Genomic DNA, 19,350 nt, shown 5'->3' on the forward strand with positions numbered 1-19,350 from the left:
TTCGGGAGGTGGCATCATGGAGCATAAGGTCAGAGAATGGAAGCAGATCTTAATCCCATATGAACAGGCAGTGGAAGAACTTAAAGTCAAGTTCAAAGCAATCAGAAAAGAATACCGGGACATGAATGAGTATTCTCCTATTGAGTTTATTACAGGACGGGTTAAACGCATTTCAAGCATACTTGAAAAATGCAAAAGATATAACATCCCTGAAGAAAACATAGACGAAATGGAAGACATTGCAGGCATCCGGGTTATGTGCCAGTTTATTGATGACATTTACAAAGTGGTGGACTTAATTCGCGCAAGAGATGGAAAAGATCTCAAGATTGTTTATGAAAAAGATTATATTGGCAATCCGAAAGACAGTGGCTATAAGAGCTACCACATCATCATAAGTTATCCTGTACAGACTGCTTTTGGAACCAAAGAGGTTTTGGCAGAGCTTCAAATTCGTACGCTGGCCATGAACTTTTGGGCGACTATTGAGCATTCCTTGAACTATAAATATCAGGATAAGCTGCCTCTGGACATTAAGGCAAGACTGAAAAAAACTGCTGATGCAGCGGCAATGCTCGATTTGGAGATGAGTGACATCCGAAATGAAATTATCCGGGCACAGCTCATGTTTGAACAAAAATCAAATTTGGTCAGCGATATCATGGAGAATCTGGAAGTCTTAATATCGCTTGGGAGAAAAGCTGAAGCCTTCGAATTTCAAGAGAGATTTGACCTGTTGTGGGAAAATGGAAGCGAAAAAGAACTTGAAGAACTTTTACATGAAATCAAATTGACGCTTCCGCGATTCAGGATGTTTGAAAATGCTGATCGCGACCATGGGGCTGAATCGCCGAATCTATAAGGGTGCCTTGAACTCACCCTGCAAATCCAATGACAGTCACGGGGTGATTATGTGGCGCTTTATGCCATTGCAGACACGCATCTGAGCTTCACGGTTGAAAAACCTATGGATGTTTTTGGCGGTGTTTGGACAGATTATATAGAAAAAATAAGAGAGAACTGGGTGGCCCTTATTAAGCCCGAGGATGTTGTCATCCTGGCGGGTGACATAACCTGGGCGATGCGGCTTGAGGAAGCGGACGCGGATTTTGAGTTTCTTGATCAGCTGCCAGGCCAGAAAATCGTCTTAAAAGGCAACCACGATTACTGGTGGTCCTCAGTCAAGAAGATGCAGACACGGTGGCCTAATTTTAAGTTTTTGTATAATAATTTTCAGGTATATTCCGACGTTGCCATTTGCGGGACGCGGGGCTGGGTATGTCCTGGCAGCAATGGCTTTACGGAAAAGGATGAAGCCATTTATCAGCGTGAACTGCTTCGACTTGAAAACAGCCTGAAGCAGGCAAAAGCCGCCGGTTTCCAGAGAATAATCGGTGTGCTTCACTATGCGCCCACAAACGAAAAGATGGAGTCGAGCGGGTTTACTGAACTCTTTGAACGCTATGGCGTTGAATTAGTGGTTTACGGCCATCTCCATACAGAATTCGGATTTAAAGCAGGTATCGCCGGGAATTTTGGCGGAGTGGAATACCGCTTGGTATCTGCGGATTACAGAGCTTTTATCCCCCTGTGTTTATTAGAGGAAAAGAACGAGGAGAACTCATGAACGAAACAGACAATAGACTTTCCGGATCTGCAAAACTGTTCCTGTCGGAGTTTTTCGAACAGCGGACCAGTCTTATAAATCAGTTGGAATCTGGGACGATCTCTAAGCGGTATTATTTGGAGCAATGTCACGACTATTTTGAAAAGCGTGGGATCACGCCTTTCAAACCCCAGGCGTCGACTTTTGAAGAGGGCCTGGTGAATTATCAGTATCACAATACTTACGCGAAATTCTACAAGATGATGATAGATGAGAGTTATACGGCAGCTTATGCAGAATTGAAAGCCTTTGAGAAAAAAATGGATGACCATTACCTCCAAAAGGACCGTGCTACACAGGAAATGCTGGAACTTGTGGACTATATCAATGTAGAGGCTTATTATCTTGAGATGAGGTCTGAGCGTCTTTCGGGGAAGCTTTTTGAGATAGTCTTCACCGACCGTCCCATGGCGATCCTGCATTCCATGGATGTCAGAATTCAACGCAAACTCAAAATGCAAGGCTGTTTTTTAGAGAGTCCCAAAAGATCGTTGATTGATGATTATGTAAATACTAAGTATTAATATGCGAAAGATCATATCAAAAATGAAAAATTAGCGTAAGGCCTCAACTTTTGGTTATCTATATATTAGAAGTCGAAAGGAGGAATCAACATGATCAATGTTCCTATTTTTGAGCCGGGAGAATTCCTGACAATCCAAAAAATCGTTACCGAGGATGACACCGCAATCCATTATGGCTCCGGCGCACTCGACACTTTGCTCGCAACACCAAGTCTCGTTGCTTTAATGATTGAAGCCGCCACCAGACTGATTGACAGTCGACTTCCAGAAGGTTATGTATCTGTTGGCAAGTCATTATCTGTTACCCACGAAAAACCGACTGTTTTAGGTGAAACAGTAACTATTAAGGTTTCAGTCGTCAGTCAGGAAAGCAACTATATCCAGCTTGAGACAGAAGCATTTGATGAAGAAGGGGTAATTGGACACGGCAAACTGGATCGTTTTGTAGTCAATAAAACAAGACTCATGGAAAAGGCTACAGAAGACGCGCTCTCAAGCCAAATTGGTGTAAACGTCTGATTCCACTTCATTTTCTGAAAACAGTCCAATTAACTTATTAGCCTTCCATTGATCTCGGTGGAAGGCTTTTTACTTGTTCCTGACTAAGCCTCCTTTGACTGGGTAAAGATGTAGAAAAGCTTTGAGGAGGGCTGGCTTTGAAGATTGATACCAGTAAATATCGTGTGGATGAAGGCCAAAAGGTAGACCTCAAGGATTGGCCTACTAAGGTAAAGTCTTATTACGACTCAAAAAAAATCTACAAAGAGCAGCTTGGGATCTACAAGGAAAAAATGACCGAGGAACAGAATATGTTCTATGCCCAGGATCGCTATTCACTCCTTTTGATTTTTCAAGCTATGGATGCCGCCGGAAAAGATGGCGCAATCAAACATGTCATGTCCGGTGTGAATCCACAGGGCTGCCAGGTCTATAGTTTTAAGCAGCCTAGTGCGGAGGAGCTGGACCATGACTTTTTGTGGCGAACCACCTGTCGTCTTCCTGAACGTGGACGTATAGGAATTTTCAACCGTTCTTATTATGAAGAGGTGCTGGTGGCTAAAGTACATCCGGAATTATTGGCAAATCAAAGACTGCCAAAAGAAATCGAAAACGGGAAGAATTTTTGGGAGAAGCGGTATGAGTCCATTGCGGATTTCGAAAAGCATCTCATCAGAAATGGCACACGGGTCATCAAATTCTTTTTGCACGTTTCATCTGATGAACAAGCGAGAAGGTTTCTTGACCGGATTGAAGAACCTGAGAAGAACTGGAAGATGAGCCTGGGTGATATAGAAGAACGAAAGTTTTGGAATGACTACATGAAGGCCTACGAAGACTGTCTTGAGGCCACCAGCAAAAAACACGCGCCATGGTTTGTTATTCCGGCGGATGATAAGAAAAATGCGCGTCTGATAATCTCACAGGTTATACTCGAGGCGTTTGATGATATGGAATTACAATATCCGGAAGTTTCTGACACCCATAGAGAAGAACTCTTGAGAATCAAAGGAGACCTTGAAGCAATTCTAAATTCGGAAGAATAGAAATTACTTTTTTTAAAGAATAGTGAAAGGACCGGGTGAAGACATGGCAAGAGTTTCAATGGCTGAACTTAATGCTTCGGCAAAGGATGCTTTGGATCGCAGAGGCGTCAGACTCGAGGATCTCGCAGCTCTGGTGATGCATCTTCAAAAGAAATACAATGAGGACCTTACTCTTGAGGAATGCATGGAGAGTGTAGAGGCAGTGCTGAATAAACGCGAGGTGGCTCACGCTATTATAACAGGTGTCGCGCTGGATGAACTGGCAGAACGAAAGGCATTGCCGGAACCCCTTCAGCAAATTATTGAATCAGACGAACCGCTGTATGGGATAGATGAGATTCTGCCATTATCCATCTCGAATCTTTATGGGACAATAGGCCTCACTAACTACGGCTATCTGGACAAAGAAAAAATTGGCATCATCAAAGAACTCGATGCCATGAAAGGTACTCATGTGCATACCTTTATGGATGATCTGGCAGCCGCAATCGCTGCGGCAGCTGCCAGCAGGATCGCCCATGCGGATTAACAGCAAATGCGCCCGCTGAAAGGCAGGACATAGACACGACAGCAGTCGCGACTGCTGGTGCTGTTCTGATGCCGGGTTTTGCGCTATAATATAGAATAAGATAAAATCCAGCTTTGAATAATCGAGCTAATTGAAAGGGCTTACGCATGAAAAAAAATCAAATAGTTAATTTTTGGATAGAAAAAATGGCGACGCTTCAAGAAGGAGTTGGTTATGTTGATCAAAAACCTGTTCATGTCAAAGGCGCTCTACCGGGTCAAAAGGTAGAGGTCAGGATTTCCAGGAACAGGGATCACCATGCAGAAGGCAAGTTGTTAAGTGTACTTGAAAAATCAGAGTTCGAGACGTCCTCATTCTGCAATCATTACGGCGAATGCGGAGGCTGCTCGCTTCAAACGCTGCCTTACAGCGCTCAGCTGGAAATGAAAAAGGATTGGATATGCGGGCTCCTTGAATCCCATCTGCCTGTAGAGGTTTTCAAGGACATTGAGTTCACAGGGGTATTGCCAAGTCCCAAACAATTGGCTTATAGAAATAAAATGGAATTTACCTTTGGAAACGCGTTCAAAGGCGGAGAGACAAATCTTGGGCTTCACAAAAAAGGTCAGTTTGGCTCAGTGATCACTACGGATCACTGCCAGATTTGCGATTCTGATTTTATGGTCATTTTAAGCGCTGTTTTAGAATTCTTTAAGAAGCGAGGCGTTGAGCACTATAATAAATTCAGTCATGAGGGGATCTTGCGGCATCTTGTCGTTCGCAAAGGGGAAAAAACAGGCGAGATTCTTGTAGCGCTGTCGGTTGCGAGACCATCGGCAGAAGATCTCAGCAGTTTCGTCGATCTGGTGACTGGATTAAAACTACAAGGCGAGATTGTCGGTGTTTTGTATGTTGAAAACACCGGCAAAGCAGACGCGGTCAGTGGAGAGCCGGTCGTTCTGTACGGCAGGGACCATTACTATGATGAGATTCTGGGTCTTAGGTTTCGCATTTCGCTGTACTCGTTCTTTCAGACCAACACGTCGGGCGCTGAGTTGCTGTATCAGACGGCTTTTGACGGCCTTGAGGATATTCGCGGCAAATATATTTTTGATTTGTTCAGCGGAACCGGAACGATTGCACAGTTATTGGCTCAACGGGCAAAGCGTGTTGTGGGCATAGAAATTGTGGCGGACGCGGTTGAGGCAGCCATAGCCAACGCAGCTGAAAACGAGCTTTCCCACTGCGAATTCCGGGCTGGGGATGTTCTGGAAATTCTGGATCATTATGAAGGCCACAAACCTGATGTTATAGTGGTGGACCCGCCTAGAATGGGCATTGCTCAAAAAGCGCTTGAGAAAATTGTCGCTTTTGGAGCACCGGAAATCCTATACATTTCATGCAATCCCAAAACGCTTGCTGAGAATCTTTCAATGATGGCTCTGGCCGGATATCAACCCGTAAAGGTCACAGGCGTGGACATGTTCCCGCATACAAGTAATTGCGAAACTATCTGTTGGCTGAGGCGTCGAGGAGGAAATGAAGAATGAACAATGTCATAGAGGCCATTTTGAGCCGAAGAAGCATCAGAAAATATAAGTTGGACGCCATAACGGAAGGGGATCTGCAGCAGATTATTGAGGCGGCTAAATACGCGCCCAGCGGTATGAATGCTCAGAGCTGGCATTTCAGCGTGATTCAGAACCGAGAGAAGATTGAGGCGCTGGAAGCGGTTGTGTATGAGGCGCTAAAAGGCTCAGAAGACCCTTATCTGAAAAAAATGGGTGAGCTTGCAGAGTTTCACTATTTTTATGGCGCCCCTGTTCTGGTGATCATCAGCAATGCGGCAAATTCAATTTCATTATCTCCGGTGTCAGACGCTGCGCTTGCTGCAGGCAACATGATGCTCGCAGCTCAAGCCCTTGACCTTGGCAGCTGCTGGATTCACATTCTGACGCGGCTTAGAGATGAACCGGGAGTGAAGGCCGCTTTGAGGGCACTGGGCGTTCCAAAGGGCTATGTCGTATGCTCGGCGCTGACCCTTGGTTATCCGGATGGGCCGTTGCCAAAGGCTGCAGAGCGCCGCGAAGGTACGGTCAATATTGTGGAATAAAGCAGTGGATGTGTTACAAAATAATTTAGGAGGTGATGGCACTTGAATCAGAAAACTTATAAAGACGAGGTAGAGGAAAAACTGGCCAAGTCACTGACTGCACAGACGCCGGAACTGATCCCGTATTTGCCTTATCTGCTGATGGATATTTGGGACCTCGGTTCATCGCCTGAGGACATGAGGACATTAATTGAGGAGCATTTACCTTCTCCGCACAAACTGCATATAATTGACATGGGCTGTGCCAAAGGCGCCGCACCGGTTCACCTTGCCCGGGCGTTTGGTTGTCATGTGAAAGGGATCGACATCATTCCCGAATTTATTGAGGCGGCTGTCAAGCATGCAGAGGCGAATGGCGTTGGCGACCTATGCGAATTTGTCGTCGGTGACATCAACGAGGCGGTTCTGATTGAGCGTAATTATGATATCGCGATTCTGGACGCCATCATGGATGTCCTTGGAACGCCGGCAGAAACCATTCGAATGATTCGTCACGTCATTAAGGAAAGCGGGTATCTTCTGATCAATGACGCTTACAAAATGCGCCCTGAGGATCAGGAGTCAAGAGATAGCAGGGAAGAGGCCAAGACAACCGGTTCCAAATACAGTTCCCCCAAAATGGCATTGGATGAAATTCCCGAGTTTCCGCTTGAAGTGCTTGAAGCCCCATATCTGACCTATGACGAGTGGCTGGCCCTCTTTAGAGCTGAAGGACTTGAAGTGGTCGCCACCATAGTGACAGAAGGTCAGGCCTTGTTTTCTTTCAACGACGCCCAGATGGCGCTGATCCAGGTTCGCGCAGAAGAGCTGAAAGCCCTTCATCCGGAGAAGCAGGTGCTCTTTGATGAATTCATCAGAGCCCAGGGCGTCAAACAGGCGGCACCAGATATGCCACTGCAAGGGATTACCTGGTTGGTCAGAAAAATTCAGTTCATGCCATCGAGGTATCGCTAAGGCTGAAATTTCAAGGACTGAGGATATGTCAAAAAAGGATTTCCAAAAAGAAGCAGACAATGCCCTGAACATGGATTCAACCCTTCGCGCGTCTTTAATTCTGGATTGGGTTTTTGAAGGGTGGTTTGACCTTGCGTCTAAACCATGGCGTCTATTGGCTGAAGAAATCACCCATGTCCGTACGGTGGCAGCTTTAATGGCTGTCCTGGCAAGGATCAGAGGCCTTGATCCTGAGCTTGCGGAGATTATTGGCCTGCTCCATGATGCCGGCCGGCTCAGACCCGGGGGTGTACCTGAGGATCATGCCGAACATGGCGCCGCTGAGGTATCGGTTTTTTTAAAAGAAAACCAACTGTTGCCGGAATCGTTCCAACTCATTGCAGTTAATGCGATCCGACGTCACAGCGCTAAGGGAAAACAACAGGAGGACTATGACGAGCTGCTGAAGGACGCAGACGTGTTTCAGCGGCTTTTAGAAGGTGAGCCTATCCTTTCCAGGCCTGCCTGGCGAAAGCGCGCCGCGCTGGTCCTTGATGAGCTCAGACGGTATGCCGTACAAGCGGGAGACCATACGCTGACTCTTTCTCCCAAGGATCGCAGTGTTGAGGAAGGTTTCCTCAGATTTCTCTCAGAGGTTGACTCCTGGCTGCTGCTCCGCAAACATCATGTCCTGGATGAAAAGAGTGTGCATGATTTCAGAGTGTTTATCCGGCAGATCAAGGCACTCCAGTCTTTTTTCAAGCCTCTGTTTAAAGCGCGCCGCTATGAACGCGGACAGAAGCAGCTTCGAAAAGCATTGCACACCTTTGAAGACGCCAGAGAAAGCGCAGTAGAACTGAGGGCTATGGAAGACTTCGCAGCGAGCCTTGGCGGAGGCGCTGACAATGAGTCGCAGGTGGACTGGATCGCTCTCAGATCTGCGGTGTTCGCTGAGCGAGCTGGCGCAGCAATTGCTGAAGCCGGGGATTTTTCCTGGGCAAATGTCCTTCAAACCTGGGAAAGCAGCATGCGACATGCGGCCCTCTCAAAAAGAGTCTCAGAAATGCCTCTTGACACTTTTGCCTTAAAACGAGTTAGACTGTGGTTACGGCAATGGACAAAGCATTATGGCCAAATGGATTTTGAAAATGACACTTTAATTCATGCGAGCCGAATTGACGTGAAGAAAATCAGATACACCCTCAGGGCGGTTGAAAAGATCATCCCACTCGAATCCAGAGCCTTGCTAAACGCCCTTGAAGCTTATCAGACGTTGTCCGGCGCACTGCACGATGTGGCGGTGTCAAAGATTCTGCTCACTGAAGAGGGGGGCGTCCTCTCTGACAGCCAGGCTGAGTCCAAACAGGGCGCGAAAGATCTCTCCGGCTATCTCAGCTTTCGCGAGAGACAGGGCTGTGAGTACCGTGCCCAGTTAAAATTTGTTCATGCCGGGCTGATGGAAGAGATTGAGGCATGGCTCAAGTGAGATGCAGTCTTTTGACTTCTGTCTGATATGAGTGACAAAAACATGAGACCGCTTTAAAAAGCGGTCTCATTCATTAAGCGCATCAATATTATGAATTTTTGTTCTGACGACTTGAGAAGCTGGCTTTATTAAGGGTTGAGCGATAGAAAAGCCGAACTAAACCAACCCTTGAAGGACATAAAGGATGGGCAGTACGACGGCCAGCATGCCGGTATTAAACAGCCACAAGGAGTTGGCCAGATCTGCATCCAAACCATAGAGCTGGGGCGGAATCAGGGAATGGAAAGCCGGCGGCATGGCTGACATGATCAGTACGACCTTAACGACGAGACCATCCTGGAGCGTGTCCAGTCCCAGGGCAAAGGCAGCGGATAGGGCAATGGCAGGTACGGCTATGAATTTTATAACTGAGATTGCCAGGCACTCTTTCAGATAATGCCGGATCGCGCTGAATCTAATGCGATATCCAATTGACGTCACCAGCAGGAAAGACGAAAATGGGATAATGACCGCACTGACGGGCGAGAAAAACGACGGTCGCTCAACACCAAGGAAGTTGAGGATCAGACCGGCTGAAATGCTGGTGATGTAAATCTGAAAGACAGGATCTTTTATAATTTTCATGAGCGCGGATTGCTTGTCTTCCTCACCCGCAGTTGTACCGTGAAGTCGAGCGATTGGATATCCAACCAAAAGATAGAGAAATTCCTCCAGCAAACGGTACATGGAAGCGAGCGCGTAGCTGGCTTCTCCTAAAAAAATATAGCAGAATAGACTGCCAAAGCTTCCCAGGTTCATAAAAGCGCCAGAGCAAATAAAGGCGCCGGTCTGATGCCTTTCGTGTCCCATGCCTTTTGAAGTTGCGTAAGCCAGGATCCCGCCGGATAGGATAGCAAGAGCGCCAATTAACGGAAGCGCGACGTAGCGGAGGTCATCCAGCCGAACGACCCAGAAAGCGCCAAAGGTGACGACGGGATTTAACCCAAACATGGCGAACAGCTGCATTCTGCGGACTGTGAGTTCTGCGCGGCCAAGGTATTGTGAAGCCTTGTCAGCCTCCAAACGACCTGCTTTGCGAAACAGGATTCTATTCAAGATCTGGCCCGTCAGAAGCCCAAAAAAGATTATGCTTATAGACAGTAAAAATCTGTTCATAGGCCAAGTGGCTTTTCAGTCATTGGTTTAAACGGAGAAAATACAGAAAACAACCTTATCACCTCGTATTTCTATAGTTTTTATTGTAGACGCAATTTCTTTTCAACGCAACCTTACAACAATTTTTCGGCGGAAGTGCTGCAAAGCGCTCCGGAGGCATGGAGTGACTCAATTATGAGACTTAACGTATATATCAGCAGTACAGGCCTTTGCTCAAGGCGGGAAGCGGATCGACTCATTCTCGAGGGTAAAGTCAGGGTGAATGGAAAAGTCGCGGCGCTTGGAACTCAGGCCGAGCAGGGAGATGTCGTCGAGGTCGAAGGAAAAGTCCTGCGCAAAAAAGTGCCAAGTGTCTATATTGCTTTAAATAAACCCGTGGGCATTACCTGTACGACAGAGCGTCATATTAAGGGCAATATAATCGATTTTGTGAATCACCCCCACCGGATCTTTCCGGTGGGAAGACTCGACAAAGATTCTGAAGGCCTTATTATCTTGACTAATGATGGCGGAATCGTCAATGAAATCCTGAGAGAAGAGAACGATCACGAGAAGGAGTATCTCGTTCAGGTGGATAAGCCAGTGACACCTGAGTTTGTTAAAGCCATGTCCAATGGCGTCAGAATCTATAATCCAGTCAAAAGACAACATACAAAGACAAAGCCCTGCAAAGTCGTGCGTGTTTCGGAATATGGCTTCAGAATAGTTCTGTCTCAGGGACTCAACCGCCAGATACGGCGCATGTGTGAGGCGCTGGGTTATGAGGTGGTCAAGCTGAAGCGCACCAGAATCATGGATCTGCGCTTGGGAGATTTAAAGAGCGGTCACTGGAGACCACTCAGCAAAGAAGAGGTTGCAGGCCTAAGGTATAATCCCATTGAAGAAAAGGGCAGAAGCAAAGGAGGCGCCAAAAAATGAGGATGCCAGCGTTGTTTGTCGGTCATGGATCCCCAATGAATGCTATAGAGGATAATGATTTTACAAAAGGCTGGGTGCAAATGGCAGAGAAACTGCCGCAGCCAAAGGTTATTTTGTCAATTTCCGCGCACTGGTATACAGACGGCACGCGGGTCAACAATGATCCTGCCCCCAGAACGATCTACGACATGTATGGTTTTCCAAAAGAGCTCTACGAGATTGTCTATGACGCGCCGGGATCGCCTGAAGCCGCAGAGGCTGTTCTTAACCAGCTTTCTCAACATGCCCATCTGTGCGTGGCGGACAATTCCTGGGGTATTGATCATGGCACTTGGTCGGTCCTCCATAGGATGTACCCCGACCGGCGCATCCCCGTTCTTCAGTTGAGCATCAACGGCCGAGCGGATGCGAAAACGCACTTCGACATTGGACGTTCACTGTCTGAGCTCAGGGATCAAGGTGTGATGATTTTGGGAAGCGGCAATGTGGTTCACAATCTGAGGCGTGTTCAAATGCAGCGTGCCGATGGTTTCGACTGGGCCTATGAATTCGATGGCTACATTCGGGACAATATGGTCCGGCGTGAAGTAGAGGCCATTCTGGATCACAGTCAGGCAGGGGACTGCGCAAAGCTGGCTTTCCCGACACCGGAGCATTATGATCCGCTGCTTTATGTCCTGGGAGCCAGCAGAGACGACGACAGGCTCACTGTATTCAATGAAGCGTGTGTCATGGGCTCGGTGTCAATGACGAGTTATGCCTATCATAACGTCGAGATTAAGTGACACAAAATAAGCGTTAAGCAGCTTTGGGTGTTTGAAGGAAAGAGGGGGCGGGGGCGTGGGACCATCGGCTAAAAACAAGGAATTGGCGGCAGGACTGAAGCCTGTACGGGGTTCGAGAAAAGGGGCTCGCGGCTGGAGATGCCTTTCCCTTTGCCTGCTTCTCATTCTCTTGATCCAGTGCCCGCCCGCCCTCGCCAACAGCGGTCCGCCTCGCATTTTGCCGGATCAAAATAAAGTGATTTTCATGGAGAATCCAGGCGTTGCGCTGGTTCGTGAACATCTCAGGATGGAGTGGAAGCCGGAGCTCTATAGTGCTGAGATTACAGTCACCTATATTTTTGAGAACACGAAGGAAAGCCCTCAGGCGCTGACGTTATGGTTTATGAGTGGTGATTACGAGGATCAGAGCTTTGAGATCCGGAGTTCAAGCGAATGGGTCCCTTCAAAAGAGATTGAGCCGGCAGCTTACCATATTGAAAACTGGGCGCCTGAAGAAGATCCTCCCTTTGTCACTCCCTTTAATGAGCTTCCGGAGACATCTCTGGATTATTACGGCCAGATTCAGACACCGGCCAGAATCACAGAGTGGCTTCTCGAACTGGCACCGCGGGAACGGACAGAAGTCGTGGTGGCCTATGAGGCTAAAAGTGGGTATCTGAGTCATTCTGACTACTTTACCAACTACAGGACCTTGTACTATGCGCTTTCTCCTGCCCGGTTTTTCGATGGTGAGGCGGTCGTCGACCTCGAACTGATTGTTCCGGATAATTGGTTCGCTGCGGCTAATCTGCCGCTGGAACTCGAAGCGCCGGGGCGGTACACCCTGAAGAATTACGCCATAGGTTCTGAAGACCTGTATTTGAGCTTGCTCGACACTAAGGCGCTGATGTTCGGACTCAATTCCAGAGCAGCCTTATTGGCTTGGACCTGGCCGCCGTCTGTGTTCAGCTTCATTGCAGCCTTACTTTTTGCCCGTCACAAAAAACGGGTGGCTGCAGGTCTCCTGATCGTTGGGATAGCGGTCCTGTCACTCAATGTTGTCAAGCCCTCCTACGGGATGGTCTTTATGATGATTTTATTTTTGCCGATTGTCGTGGTGACTTCAGCCTTTATTGCCGCAGTAGTGATTGTCTGCAGAAGACGCAGGCGGATAAGAGAAAGGGTAATGGACATCCATTTTGACGATAAGAAACCAAAGGATTAGGAGCGCTGAGCATGAAGCGGGAAAACAGGAAAACACATTGCTTTATCGATTACGAAAATGTCCACGAATCCGGATTTGAAGGCGTTGAAGCGCTGTCAGACGGAGACGCGGTCACCATATTTATCAGCAGTGCCTCCCACAAGATCAGCCTTGTGGTGCTGGAAACACTCCTTCGAAAAAAGTGTGAGCTGAATATCATCCATACTATTGGCACTGGTAAAAACAATCTCGATTTTCAGCTGATTGCTGAAGTGGGCTATCAGATTGGGCGTCATACCTATGAGGCGCAGTCCACACAGTTCGCAATCATCAGTAAAGACCGGGGATATGAAAATGTTGTGACTGCATTTTTAAATCGCGGATTCCAAATTATTCAGTGTGAAACCATTGAGAAAATTGATCAGAACGTCGACTTTGTCAGAGATGAGCCTATACCGGATGAGTTGGTTGAGGAATGGGAATTCGCAGCGTTCATCCGAAAATGTTTGGTAAGTTTAAAATTGAGTCCTTCTGACTTGAAGAAAGCAGATGCTATTTTCAAGGAGTCGCTTACATTAAATACCTTGCATGACCGTTTGGTAAAAGCCTTTGGAAAGAAGGGCAATCACCCTGTCTATGGCAAATTGAAGGCGCTTCACAAACAATATCAAAAGACATTGCCGCCAGTTGTGCCGGAACTTGATGAGACCATGTCTGAGATCCATGAAGGGTTTGTGCCGGTCATAGAGCGCACTGAAGATCTGCGGCCTGAAGATGAGATGCAAAGCTTGAATTTTCATGGGGATCACCTTATTGAGACATCCAACGGTGGAGAAGTGCCTATGGAGGCCGGTTCATCAGCTGAAATGACAGAATTGGTTGCTGGTGAGCCGGTGACTCACCACGAGAAACCGGCTGTTGAAACTAAGAAAAAGACGCGCGGGCGTAAAAGGAAACAGCCGGCTGCTAAAACTGTGTCTAAGGCTGAGCACTCGGAGAGTGAAGGGGTGCGCTTTGAACGTGATATGGACCAGCTGCCGGTGATCCATGTTGAATCCATGGCAGAAGGACAATCAGAATCACAGGCAAAGCCGGAAATGGAGCCTCATCCGGAGACCATTCAGACCGGAGCCTCGGCAGATCCTCATGAAAAGACGGTCGACAAGAAGAAACGCAGACCGGGCAGGCCAAGGAAGAAAAATGGTACATCCAAGTCAGCAGAAAAAACGAACGTCACTGAAGATGCTGGTGAAACGGGACTTGTGGCTTCAAAAGATCCAGCGGCCGAATAGTCAAGAGTTGTGATGTTTTTGAAATATAAGGTCAAAACTTGAATAAAGTGGATTTAATAGGTAAAATGCAAGTAAAACATCATGAGGCACACTTTGAAGGCCGTGCCGTGAGGGAGGCTTCAGCTTGAAAGTCAACAAATTGGCTATGCTGACAGATTTCTATGAATTAACAATGGGGAATGGTTATTTGCTGTCGGGGAAGATGGATCAAATCGTCTGTTTCGATATGTTTTTCAGAAAAGTACCGGATGACGGCGGCTTTGCCATCATGGCAGGGCTCGATCAGATCATTCGATACCTTAAGGATTTAAAATTCGAAAAAGAGGATATTGCGTTTCTCAGGGAAAAAGCAATTTTTGATGAGAAATTTTACGACTATCTCGAAAATTTCAAATTTAGCTGTGATGTTTGGGCTATGCCTGAAGGAACACCGATCTTCCCTAATGAGCCCATTTTTGTCGTGACAGGACCGGTCATACAGGCTCAGCTTATTGAAACGGTGGTGCTCTTGACCCTGAATCACCAGAGCCTTATTGCAACTAAAGCAAATCGTATAGTCAGAGCAGCCCAGGGAAGGGCTGTCATGGAGTTTGGATCCAGACGCGCCCATGGATATGATGGTGCAGTGCTTGGCGCAAGAGCGGCCTTTATAGGCGGTTGTATAGGCACGTCCTGTACTGTTGTCGAGCAGATCTTTGGCATTCCGGCCATGGGGACCATGGCCCACAGCTGGATTCAGATGTATGATTCTGAATATGAGGCTTTTAAGACCTATGGGTCGGTTTATCCTGACAACTGTACGCTTTTGGTGGACACTTACAATGTATTGAAGTCCGGTGTACCTAATGCCATCAAAGTCTTTAAGGAAGTGGTTGTGCCTTTGGGTTTCAGACCTAAGGGGATCCGCATTGACAGCGGCGACATTACTTATCTGTCGAAAGAAGCCCGCAAAATGTTGGATGATGCTGGATTTGAGGACTGTAAAATCGTTGCGTCAAATTCGCTGGACGAATACATCATTCGCGATATTATAATCCAAGGCGCTAAGGTGGATACTTTTGGGGTTGGGGAGCGTTTGATCACGTCCAAGTCAGAACCCGTCTTTGGAGGGGTCTACAAGCTTTCTGCAGTACAAAAGGATGGCGAATGGGTTCCGAAGATGAAGCTGAGTGAGAACATCAGCAAAACTACTATACCTGGATTTAAGCAGGTTTGGCGGTTGTTTGACAGAACCACCGGAAAAGCTATCTCGGACCTCATAACCCATCACGAAGAGGTTGTGGATGACTCCGGCGCCTATACGATCTTCGATCCTGAGCAGACGTGGAAACAAAAAACTATTGAAAACTTTATCGCTAAGCCGCTGCTGATCCCCGTCTTCAAAAATGGCGAATGTGTGTATGAAACGCCAACGCTTCAAGAGATTCAGGCTTTTTGCATGAAACAGATTGAAACATTATGGGAAGAAGCACTTCGATTTGAGAATCCCCATGGTTATTATGTGGACTTGTCCCAGAAATTATGGGATTGCAGAGATCGCCTGAGAAAAAGCATGAGTTCAATTTAAACAAAAAGAAGTCGGTGTCACAGGCTTATGGCCTGATGACGCCGACTTCTTTTTGTTCTGTAATTACTTGAAGCTGTGGACGAAAAGTCCGCTTCTCAGTTTTGGTTCAAACCAGGTTGACTTAGGAGGCATAACCTCGCCTGCATCTGCGATGTCAAGAAGGTCATCCATTGTGGTTGGATACATGGAGAATGCGACCTTCATGTCCAGCGCGCAACGTCTTTCAAGTTCTTCAAGACCGCGGATGCCGCCGACAAAGTCAATGCGCTTGTCAGTTCTTGGATCCTGAATGCCGAGAACCGGTCCCAAAAGATTCTTTTGAAGGATGGAGACATCCAGACGATCTACCGGATCCTTCTCATCATAGATGCCTTCTTTTGCTTTGAGGATATACCATTTGCCGTCGAGCAGCATCCCGAAAGTATGCTTGGACATTGGCTTATAAGGTGTTCCGACAGGCGCGTCAGAAACATCGAATTTTTCCGCAACTTTCGTTAGGAAATCTCCTTCGCTGAAACCGTTCAGATCTGTAAGCACGCGATTGTAATCCATGATGAAAAGATCATCATCCGGGAAGATAACAGCCATGAAGTAGTTGAATTCTTCATTGCCTGTAAACCCAGGATTCTCTTCGCGCTTCTTAAGGCCGACTTTGACAGAGGAGGCCGAGCGGTGATGGCCATCCGCAATGTAGAGGAAGTCAATATCCGCAAATTCTTTTTCAATTTCGCTGACGATGCTGAGATCGCCAATTGGCCAGAAAATGTGGGTAATGCCATCATCTGTAGTAAAATTATAAGCAGGCATATGGAATTTGATCCAGTCGTTCATAATCGTAGTCAGTGACTTACGATTGCGATAAGTGAGGAACACTGGCTCAGTGTGCGCCTCGCAGAAGCTGAAGTTTTGAATGCGGTCAACTTCTTTGACCGGGCGTGTAAACTCATGCTTTTTGATGATGTCATTAAGGTAATCATCAATGGAGGTGCAACCTACAATGCCCGTTTGTACGCGGCCGTTCATAAGCTGTCTGTAGATATAGAACAGTGGAACTGCTTCTTCTTTCATGTAGCCTTTTTCGACAAAAGCATCCAGATTCTTTCTGGCAGTCTCATAGACAACGTCTGCATAAGGATCTTGATCAGCCGCGAGGTTGATCTCCGGACGGACGACATGCAGGAAAGAATGAGGATTTCCTTTTGCCATTTCCCGAGCTTCTTCAGTATTCATAACATCATAGGGAAGACATGCGACTTTTTCTACCAGTTCAGTCGCAGGGCGGATCGCTTTAAAGGGTTTTACAATTGCCATTATTTACCTCCTAATAGTGGTTGAATCTCGTCATTTACGCAAAGAATTTTTCGATAACATCACAGACTTCAGCGCCAATGCGAAGCTGAGCTTCTTCTGTGGATGCGCCGATGTGCGGTGTCATGGAAATCTTAGGGTGCTTCATCAGTCGTTCATCCTTGAGAGGCTCTTCGATGAACACATCCAGGCCGGCACCGGCAACTTTTCCGGAATCAAGGGCATCAATCAGAGCGTCAGGATCGATCAGACCACCACGGGAGGTGTTGATGATGTAGACGCCATCTTTCATTTTTGCGAACGCTGCCGCATCCAGAAGAGGTTTGTTGTTAGCCGTCGCCGGAATATGCAAAGTGATGTAGTCGGCATGTTCGAGGATTGTCTCAAAGTCAGCGTAGTGGTACTCGTCAAGGCCTGCTCTAGGACCGAGCAAATCTTGATAAAGTACTTTCATACCGAGGGCCAGGGCACGCTTAGCCGCTTCTTGACCAATTCTGCCAAAACCGATAACACCGAGTGTCTTGCCGCAAATTTCAGTGCCGACGTAGTGTTTCTTATTCCACTCACCATGTCTCATGGTGTGATTGGAAATGTGAATAAAACGCGCCAGGCTGAACATGTGGCCAATGACAAGCTCTGCTACAGAAGCACTGCTGGAGTTAGGCGTATTTCTTACAGCAATGCCTTTGGATTCCGCGTACTCGACGTCGATATTATCGATGCCGACACCGGCACGGATCATTAATTTAAGTCTGGAGCCTTCTACAGCATCGATGATGTCTTTGCGCAGTTTTGTGGCGGAACGGATGACTATGACATCATAGTCGCGCAGGGCAGTCTTCAACGTTTCCTGATCGTAATTATTGGTATCAACATCGTGACCAAGGTTCGTCAAATGCGCTACCGCGCTTTGTTCCATACCGTCGTTTGCGAGAATTTTAAGCATATAAAACTCCTTTTCAAATTGTTTTTAAAAGCTCGGGGTGAAGCTGTGAATCAAGTGCCGGGGGATTACAGTCCGAGAATATCTTCGATATTTCTGAGAACATCATGGACTTCTTCCATGGTCATATCAGCCATGTGCGCGATGCGGAATGTCTTTTCCTTCAAATCGCCATAGCCATTGGAGATCTCAAAACCGCGCTCTCCGAGTTTCTTGTTGAGATCAGCGACGCTGATGCCTTTGGTGTTGACAATAGTCGTAAGCGTGTTGGAAGCATACTTTTCTTCAGGATAAAGAGCAAAGTGCTTTTTAGCCCATTCACGGACGACTTTCGCCATTTCGGTATGACGCGCGAATCTGTTTTCAAAGCCTTCCTCAATGATGCGGTCGAGCTGGTAATCCAGTGCGAACATATGGGAAAGGGTTGGTGTAGAAGGATATTGATCGTCCTTAATGACATTGTCATAAAGGGCAAGGAGGTCCAGATAGAGACCGCGGTACTTGACTTTCTTTGCAGCTTCAACAGCTTTTTGAGAAATACTGCAAAGCGCGATTCCCGGAGGGAGCCCGAGGCACTTCTGGCTGGAAGTGATACAAATGTCGATGCCGAGCTTGTCGACTTCGATTTTCGCGCCGCCCAGGGAGCTGACCGCGTCAACGCAGAAAATGACTTCCGGATACTTTTTCATGACTTCCGCAATTTCTTCAACCGGATTTTGAATACCGGAAGAGGTTTCGTTATGTGTGACAGTGACTAAGTCGTACTCACCAGTAGCCAAAGCTTTCTCAACCATTTCAGCTGAGGTGTGCTTGCCGGGCTCTGATTTGAAAAGATCAGCAGGGATCCCGTTTGAAGTGGCCATTTTGTACCATCTGTCGCCAAAAGCGCCAACAGAGAAGACAGCTGCCTTTTTATTTGTGCAAGAACGAACTGCACCTTCCATGACGCCGCTTCCGGATGAAGTGGAAAGCAGGATGGTGTTTTCTGTGTACATCATCTGTCTAAGCTTGTCGGAAATGCCTTTTTGCAGCGCGGAAGCCGCTTTTGACCGGTGACCGATCATTGGTGTAGCCATTTTCTGGAGGACGTCTTCTCTGACGTCCACTGGACCTGGGATGAAAAGTTTTTTATGCATAGTGACCCTCCTTGACATGTTTGTAATTGTTTTTTTCAAATCTTACGCCTAACATTCTTATTCTACCCTTTTTTATGCAAAATCAAATAAATTAATTTTTTAACAAGAAAGATTATGTTATTGATTTTGCATTTTTATGCTCGTATTTGTACTCAAATCCTAAGTGCAATTGAAGAGACATCCTCAGGACAACTGGTCATTTAACGAAAAATCCAGTATAATAAAGGCAGAACACTTGATAAATCGGAACCTGAATTTAGAGGTATTGAGTGTTTCGAACCGTTCTTTT

At 46.9% G+C, this 19,350-nt stretch carries 19 protein-coding genes; 15 read left to right on the plus strand and 4 right to left on the minus strand.

The annotated features are described in order from the left end of the window. Positions 1–16 precede the first annotated feature (16 nt). The 10 genes from OEL90_RS02225 to OEL90_RS02270 all read left to right on the plus strand — a co-directional run bounded on the left by OEL90_RS02225 (position 17) and on the right by OEL90_RS02270 (position 8,774). Positions 17–862, plus strand: coding sequence for a GTP pyrophosphokinase (locus OEL90_RS02225; protein ID WP_291404634.1), 846 nt, complete (start codon positions 17–19; stop codon positions 860–862). Positions 863–913: 51 nt separating this feature from the next. Then, positions 914–1,627 (plus strand): metallophosphoesterase, encoded by a 714-nt coding sequence (locus OEL90_RS02230; RefSeq protein ID WP_300686985.1) that lies wholly within the window; start codon positions 914–916, stop codon positions 1,625–1,627. Then, positions 1,624–2,190, plus strand: coding sequence for a DUF6648 family protein (locus tag OEL90_RS02235; RefSeq protein WP_291404636.1), 567 nt, complete (start codon positions 1,624–1,626; stop codon positions 2,188–2,190). The genes OEL90_RS02230 and OEL90_RS02235 overlap by 4 nt, the downstream gene beginning before the upstream one ends. 90 nt (positions 2,191–2,280) lie before the next feature. Further along, entirely contained in the window at positions 2,281–2,709 is a 429-nt protein-coding gene (locus tag OEL90_RS02240; protein ID WP_291404637.1) for a thioesterase family protein, read from the plus strand. A 137-nt stretch (positions 2,710–2,846) separates the two neighbouring features. After that, positions 2,847–3,734, plus strand: a complete 888-nt coding sequence (locus OEL90_RS02245; protein ID WP_300686990.1) for an ADP-polyphosphate phosphotransferase — start codon at positions 2,847–2,849, stop codon at positions 3,732–3,734. Between the two features lie 43 nt (positions 3,735–3,777). Continuing rightward, on the plus strand, positions 3,778–4,263 hold the full coding sequence (locus OEL90_RS02250) for a phosphatidylglycerophosphatase A family protein (RefSeq protein WP_291404639.1): 486 nt from the start codon (positions 3,778–3,780) through the stop codon (positions 4,261–4,263). A 146-nt stretch (positions 4,264–4,409) separates the two neighbouring features. Further along, positions 4,410–5,792 (plus strand): 23S rRNA (uracil(1939)-C(5))-methyltransferase RlmD, encoded by a 1,383-nt coding sequence (gene rlmD, locus OEL90_RS02255; RefSeq protein ID WP_300686991.1) that lies wholly within the window; start codon positions 4,410–4,412, stop codon positions 5,790–5,792. Beyond that, positions 5,789–6,355 (plus strand): nitroreductase family protein, encoded by a 567-nt coding sequence (locus OEL90_RS02260; RefSeq protein WP_291404641.1) that lies wholly within the window; start codon positions 5,789–5,791, stop codon positions 6,353–6,355. The genes rlmD and OEL90_RS02260 overlap by 4 nt, the downstream gene beginning before the upstream one ends. Before the next feature lie 42 nt (positions 6,356–6,397). Beyond that, positions 6,398–7,309: a class I SAM-dependent methyltransferase gene (locus tag OEL90_RS02265; protein ID WP_300686993.1), complete on the plus strand. Its 912-nt coding sequence runs from the start codon at positions 6,398–6,400 to the stop codon at positions 7,307–7,309. Positions 7,310–7,334: 25 nt separating this feature from the next. Further along, the gene (locus OEL90_RS02270; RefSeq protein ID WP_291404643.1) at positions 7,335–8,774 is read left to right on the plus strand and encodes a CHAD domain-containing protein; all 1,440 of its coding nucleotides are present in this window, start codon (positions 7,335–7,337) and stop codon (positions 8,772–8,774) included. A 156-nt stretch (positions 8,775–8,930) separates the two neighbouring features. On the opposite strand, the gene OEL90_RS02275 is transcribed toward OEL90_RS02270, so the two are convergent. Next, the gene (locus tag OEL90_RS02275; RefSeq protein WP_291404644.1) at positions 8,931–9,869 is read right to left on the minus strand and encodes an AEC family transporter; all 939 of its coding nucleotides are present in this window, start codon (positions 9,867–9,869) and stop codon (positions 8,931–8,933) included. Between the two features lie 234 nt (positions 9,870–10,103). On the opposite strand from OEL90_RS02275, the gene OEL90_RS02280 reads away from it, so the two are divergent. The 5 genes from OEL90_RS02280 to OEL90_RS02300 all read left to right on the plus strand — a co-directional run bounded on the left by OEL90_RS02280 (position 10,104) and on the right by OEL90_RS02300 (position 15,674). Continuing rightward, positions 10,104–10,847 (plus strand): pseudouridine synthase, encoded by a 744-nt coding sequence (locus OEL90_RS02280; protein ID WP_291404645.1) that lies wholly within the window; start codon positions 10,104–10,106, stop codon positions 10,845–10,847. Next, on the plus strand, positions 10,844–11,632 hold the full coding sequence (gene ygiD / locus OEL90_RS02285) for a 4,5-DOPA dioxygenase extradiol (protein ID WP_291404646.1): 789 nt from the start codon (positions 10,844–10,846) through the stop codon (positions 11,630–11,632). Before OEL90_RS02280 ends, ygiD begins: the two co-directional genes overlap by 4 nt. 55 nt (positions 11,633–11,687) lie before the next feature. Next, on the plus strand, positions 11,688–12,836 hold the full coding sequence (locus OEL90_RS02290) for a hypothetical protein (protein ID WP_300686995.1): 1,149 nt from the start codon (positions 11,688–11,690) through the stop codon (positions 12,834–12,836). An 11-nt stretch (positions 12,837–12,847) separates the two neighbouring features. Then, a complete protein-coding gene (locus OEL90_RS02295; protein WP_300686997.1) occupies positions 12,848–14,107 on the plus strand; it encodes a PIN domain-containing protein in 1,260 nt (419 codons plus the stop codon). A gap of 124 nt (positions 14,108–14,231) precedes the next feature. After that, entirely contained in the window at positions 14,232–15,674 is a 1,443-nt protein-coding gene (locus OEL90_RS02300) for a nicotinate phosphoribosyltransferase (RefSeq protein WP_331488094.1), read from the plus strand. A gap of 63 nt (positions 15,675–15,737) precedes the next feature. On the opposite strand, the gene OEL90_RS02305 is transcribed toward OEL90_RS02300, so the two are convergent. From OEL90_RS02305 to OEL90_RS02315, 3 genes are all read right to left on the minus strand, one after another. Beyond that, positions 15,738–16,985 (minus strand): DUF1015 domain-containing protein, encoded by a 1,248-nt coding sequence (locus OEL90_RS02305; protein ID WP_291403473.1) that lies wholly within the window; start codon positions 16,983–16,985, stop codon positions 15,738–15,740. 34 nt (positions 16,986–17,019) lie between these two features. After that, on the minus strand, positions 17,020–17,928 hold the full coding sequence (locus OEL90_RS02310) for a D-2-hydroxyacid dehydrogenase (protein WP_291403471.1): 909 nt from the start codon (positions 17,926–17,928) through the stop codon (positions 17,020–17,022). 65 nt (positions 17,929–17,993) lie between these two features. Next, entirely contained in the window at positions 17,994–19,061 is a 1,068-nt protein-coding gene (locus tag OEL90_RS02315) for a pyridoxal-phosphate-dependent aminotransferase family protein (RefSeq protein ID WP_291403469.1), read from the minus strand. Positions 19,062–19,350 lie beyond the last annotated feature (289 nt).

It is taken from the genome of Acidaminobacter sp. (genome assembly GCF_030247605.1).
GTDB lineage: Bacteria > Bacillota > Clostridia > Peptostreptococcales > Acidaminobacteraceae > Acidaminobacter.

Excerpts from the sequence above, each read along its gene's own strand:
- OEL90_RS02315 (WP_291403469.1), bottom strand. The coding sequence starts at position 19,061 with ATGCATAAAAAACTTTTCATCCCAGGTCCAGTGGACGTCAGAGAAGAC.
- ygiD (WP_291404646.1), top strand. The coding sequence starts at position 10,844 with ATGAGGATGCCAGCGTTGTTTGTCGGTCATGGATCCCCAATGAATGCT.
- OEL90_RS02305 (WP_291403473.1), bottom strand. The coding sequence starts at position 16,985 with ATGGCAATTGTAAAACCCTTTAAAGCGATCCGCCCTGCGACTGAACTG.
- rlmD (WP_300686991.1), top strand. The coding sequence starts at position 4,410 with ATGAAAAAAAATCAAATAGTTAATTTTTGGATAGAAAAAATGGCGACG.
- OEL90_RS02270 (WP_291404643.1), top strand. The coding sequence starts at position 7,335 with ATGTCAAAAAAGGATTTCCAAAAAGAAGCAGACAATGCCCTGAACATG.
- OEL90_RS02295 (WP_300686997.1), top strand. The coding sequence starts at position 12,848 with ATGAAGCGGGAAAACAGGAAAACACATTGCTTTATCGATTACGAAAAT.
- OEL90_RS02310 (WP_291403471.1), bottom strand. The coding sequence starts at position 17,928 with ATGCTTAAAATTCTCGCAAACGACGGTATGGAACAAAGCGCGGTAGCG.
- OEL90_RS02250 (WP_291404639.1), top strand. The coding sequence starts at position 3,778 with ATGGCAAGAGTTTCAATGGCTGAACTTAATGCTTCGGCAAAGGATGCT.
- OEL90_RS02260 (WP_291404641.1), top strand. The coding sequence starts at position 5,789 with ATGAACAATGTCATAGAGGCCATTTTGAGCCGAAGAAGCATCAGAAAA.
- OEL90_RS02240 (WP_291404637.1), top strand. The coding sequence starts at position 2,281 with ATGATCAATGTTCCTATTTTTGAGCCGGGAGAATTCCTGACAATCCAA.
- OEL90_RS02225 (WP_291404634.1), top strand. The coding sequence starts at position 17 with ATGGAGCATAAGGTCAGAGAATGGAAGCAGATCTTAATCCCATATGAA.
- OEL90_RS02280 (WP_291404645.1), top strand. The coding sequence starts at position 10,104 with ATGAGACTTAACGTATATATCAGCAGTACAGGCCTTTGCTCAAGGCGG.
- OEL90_RS02235 (WP_291404636.1), top strand. The coding sequence starts at position 1,624 with ATGAACGAAACAGACAATAGACTTTCCGGATCTGCAAAACTGTTCCTG.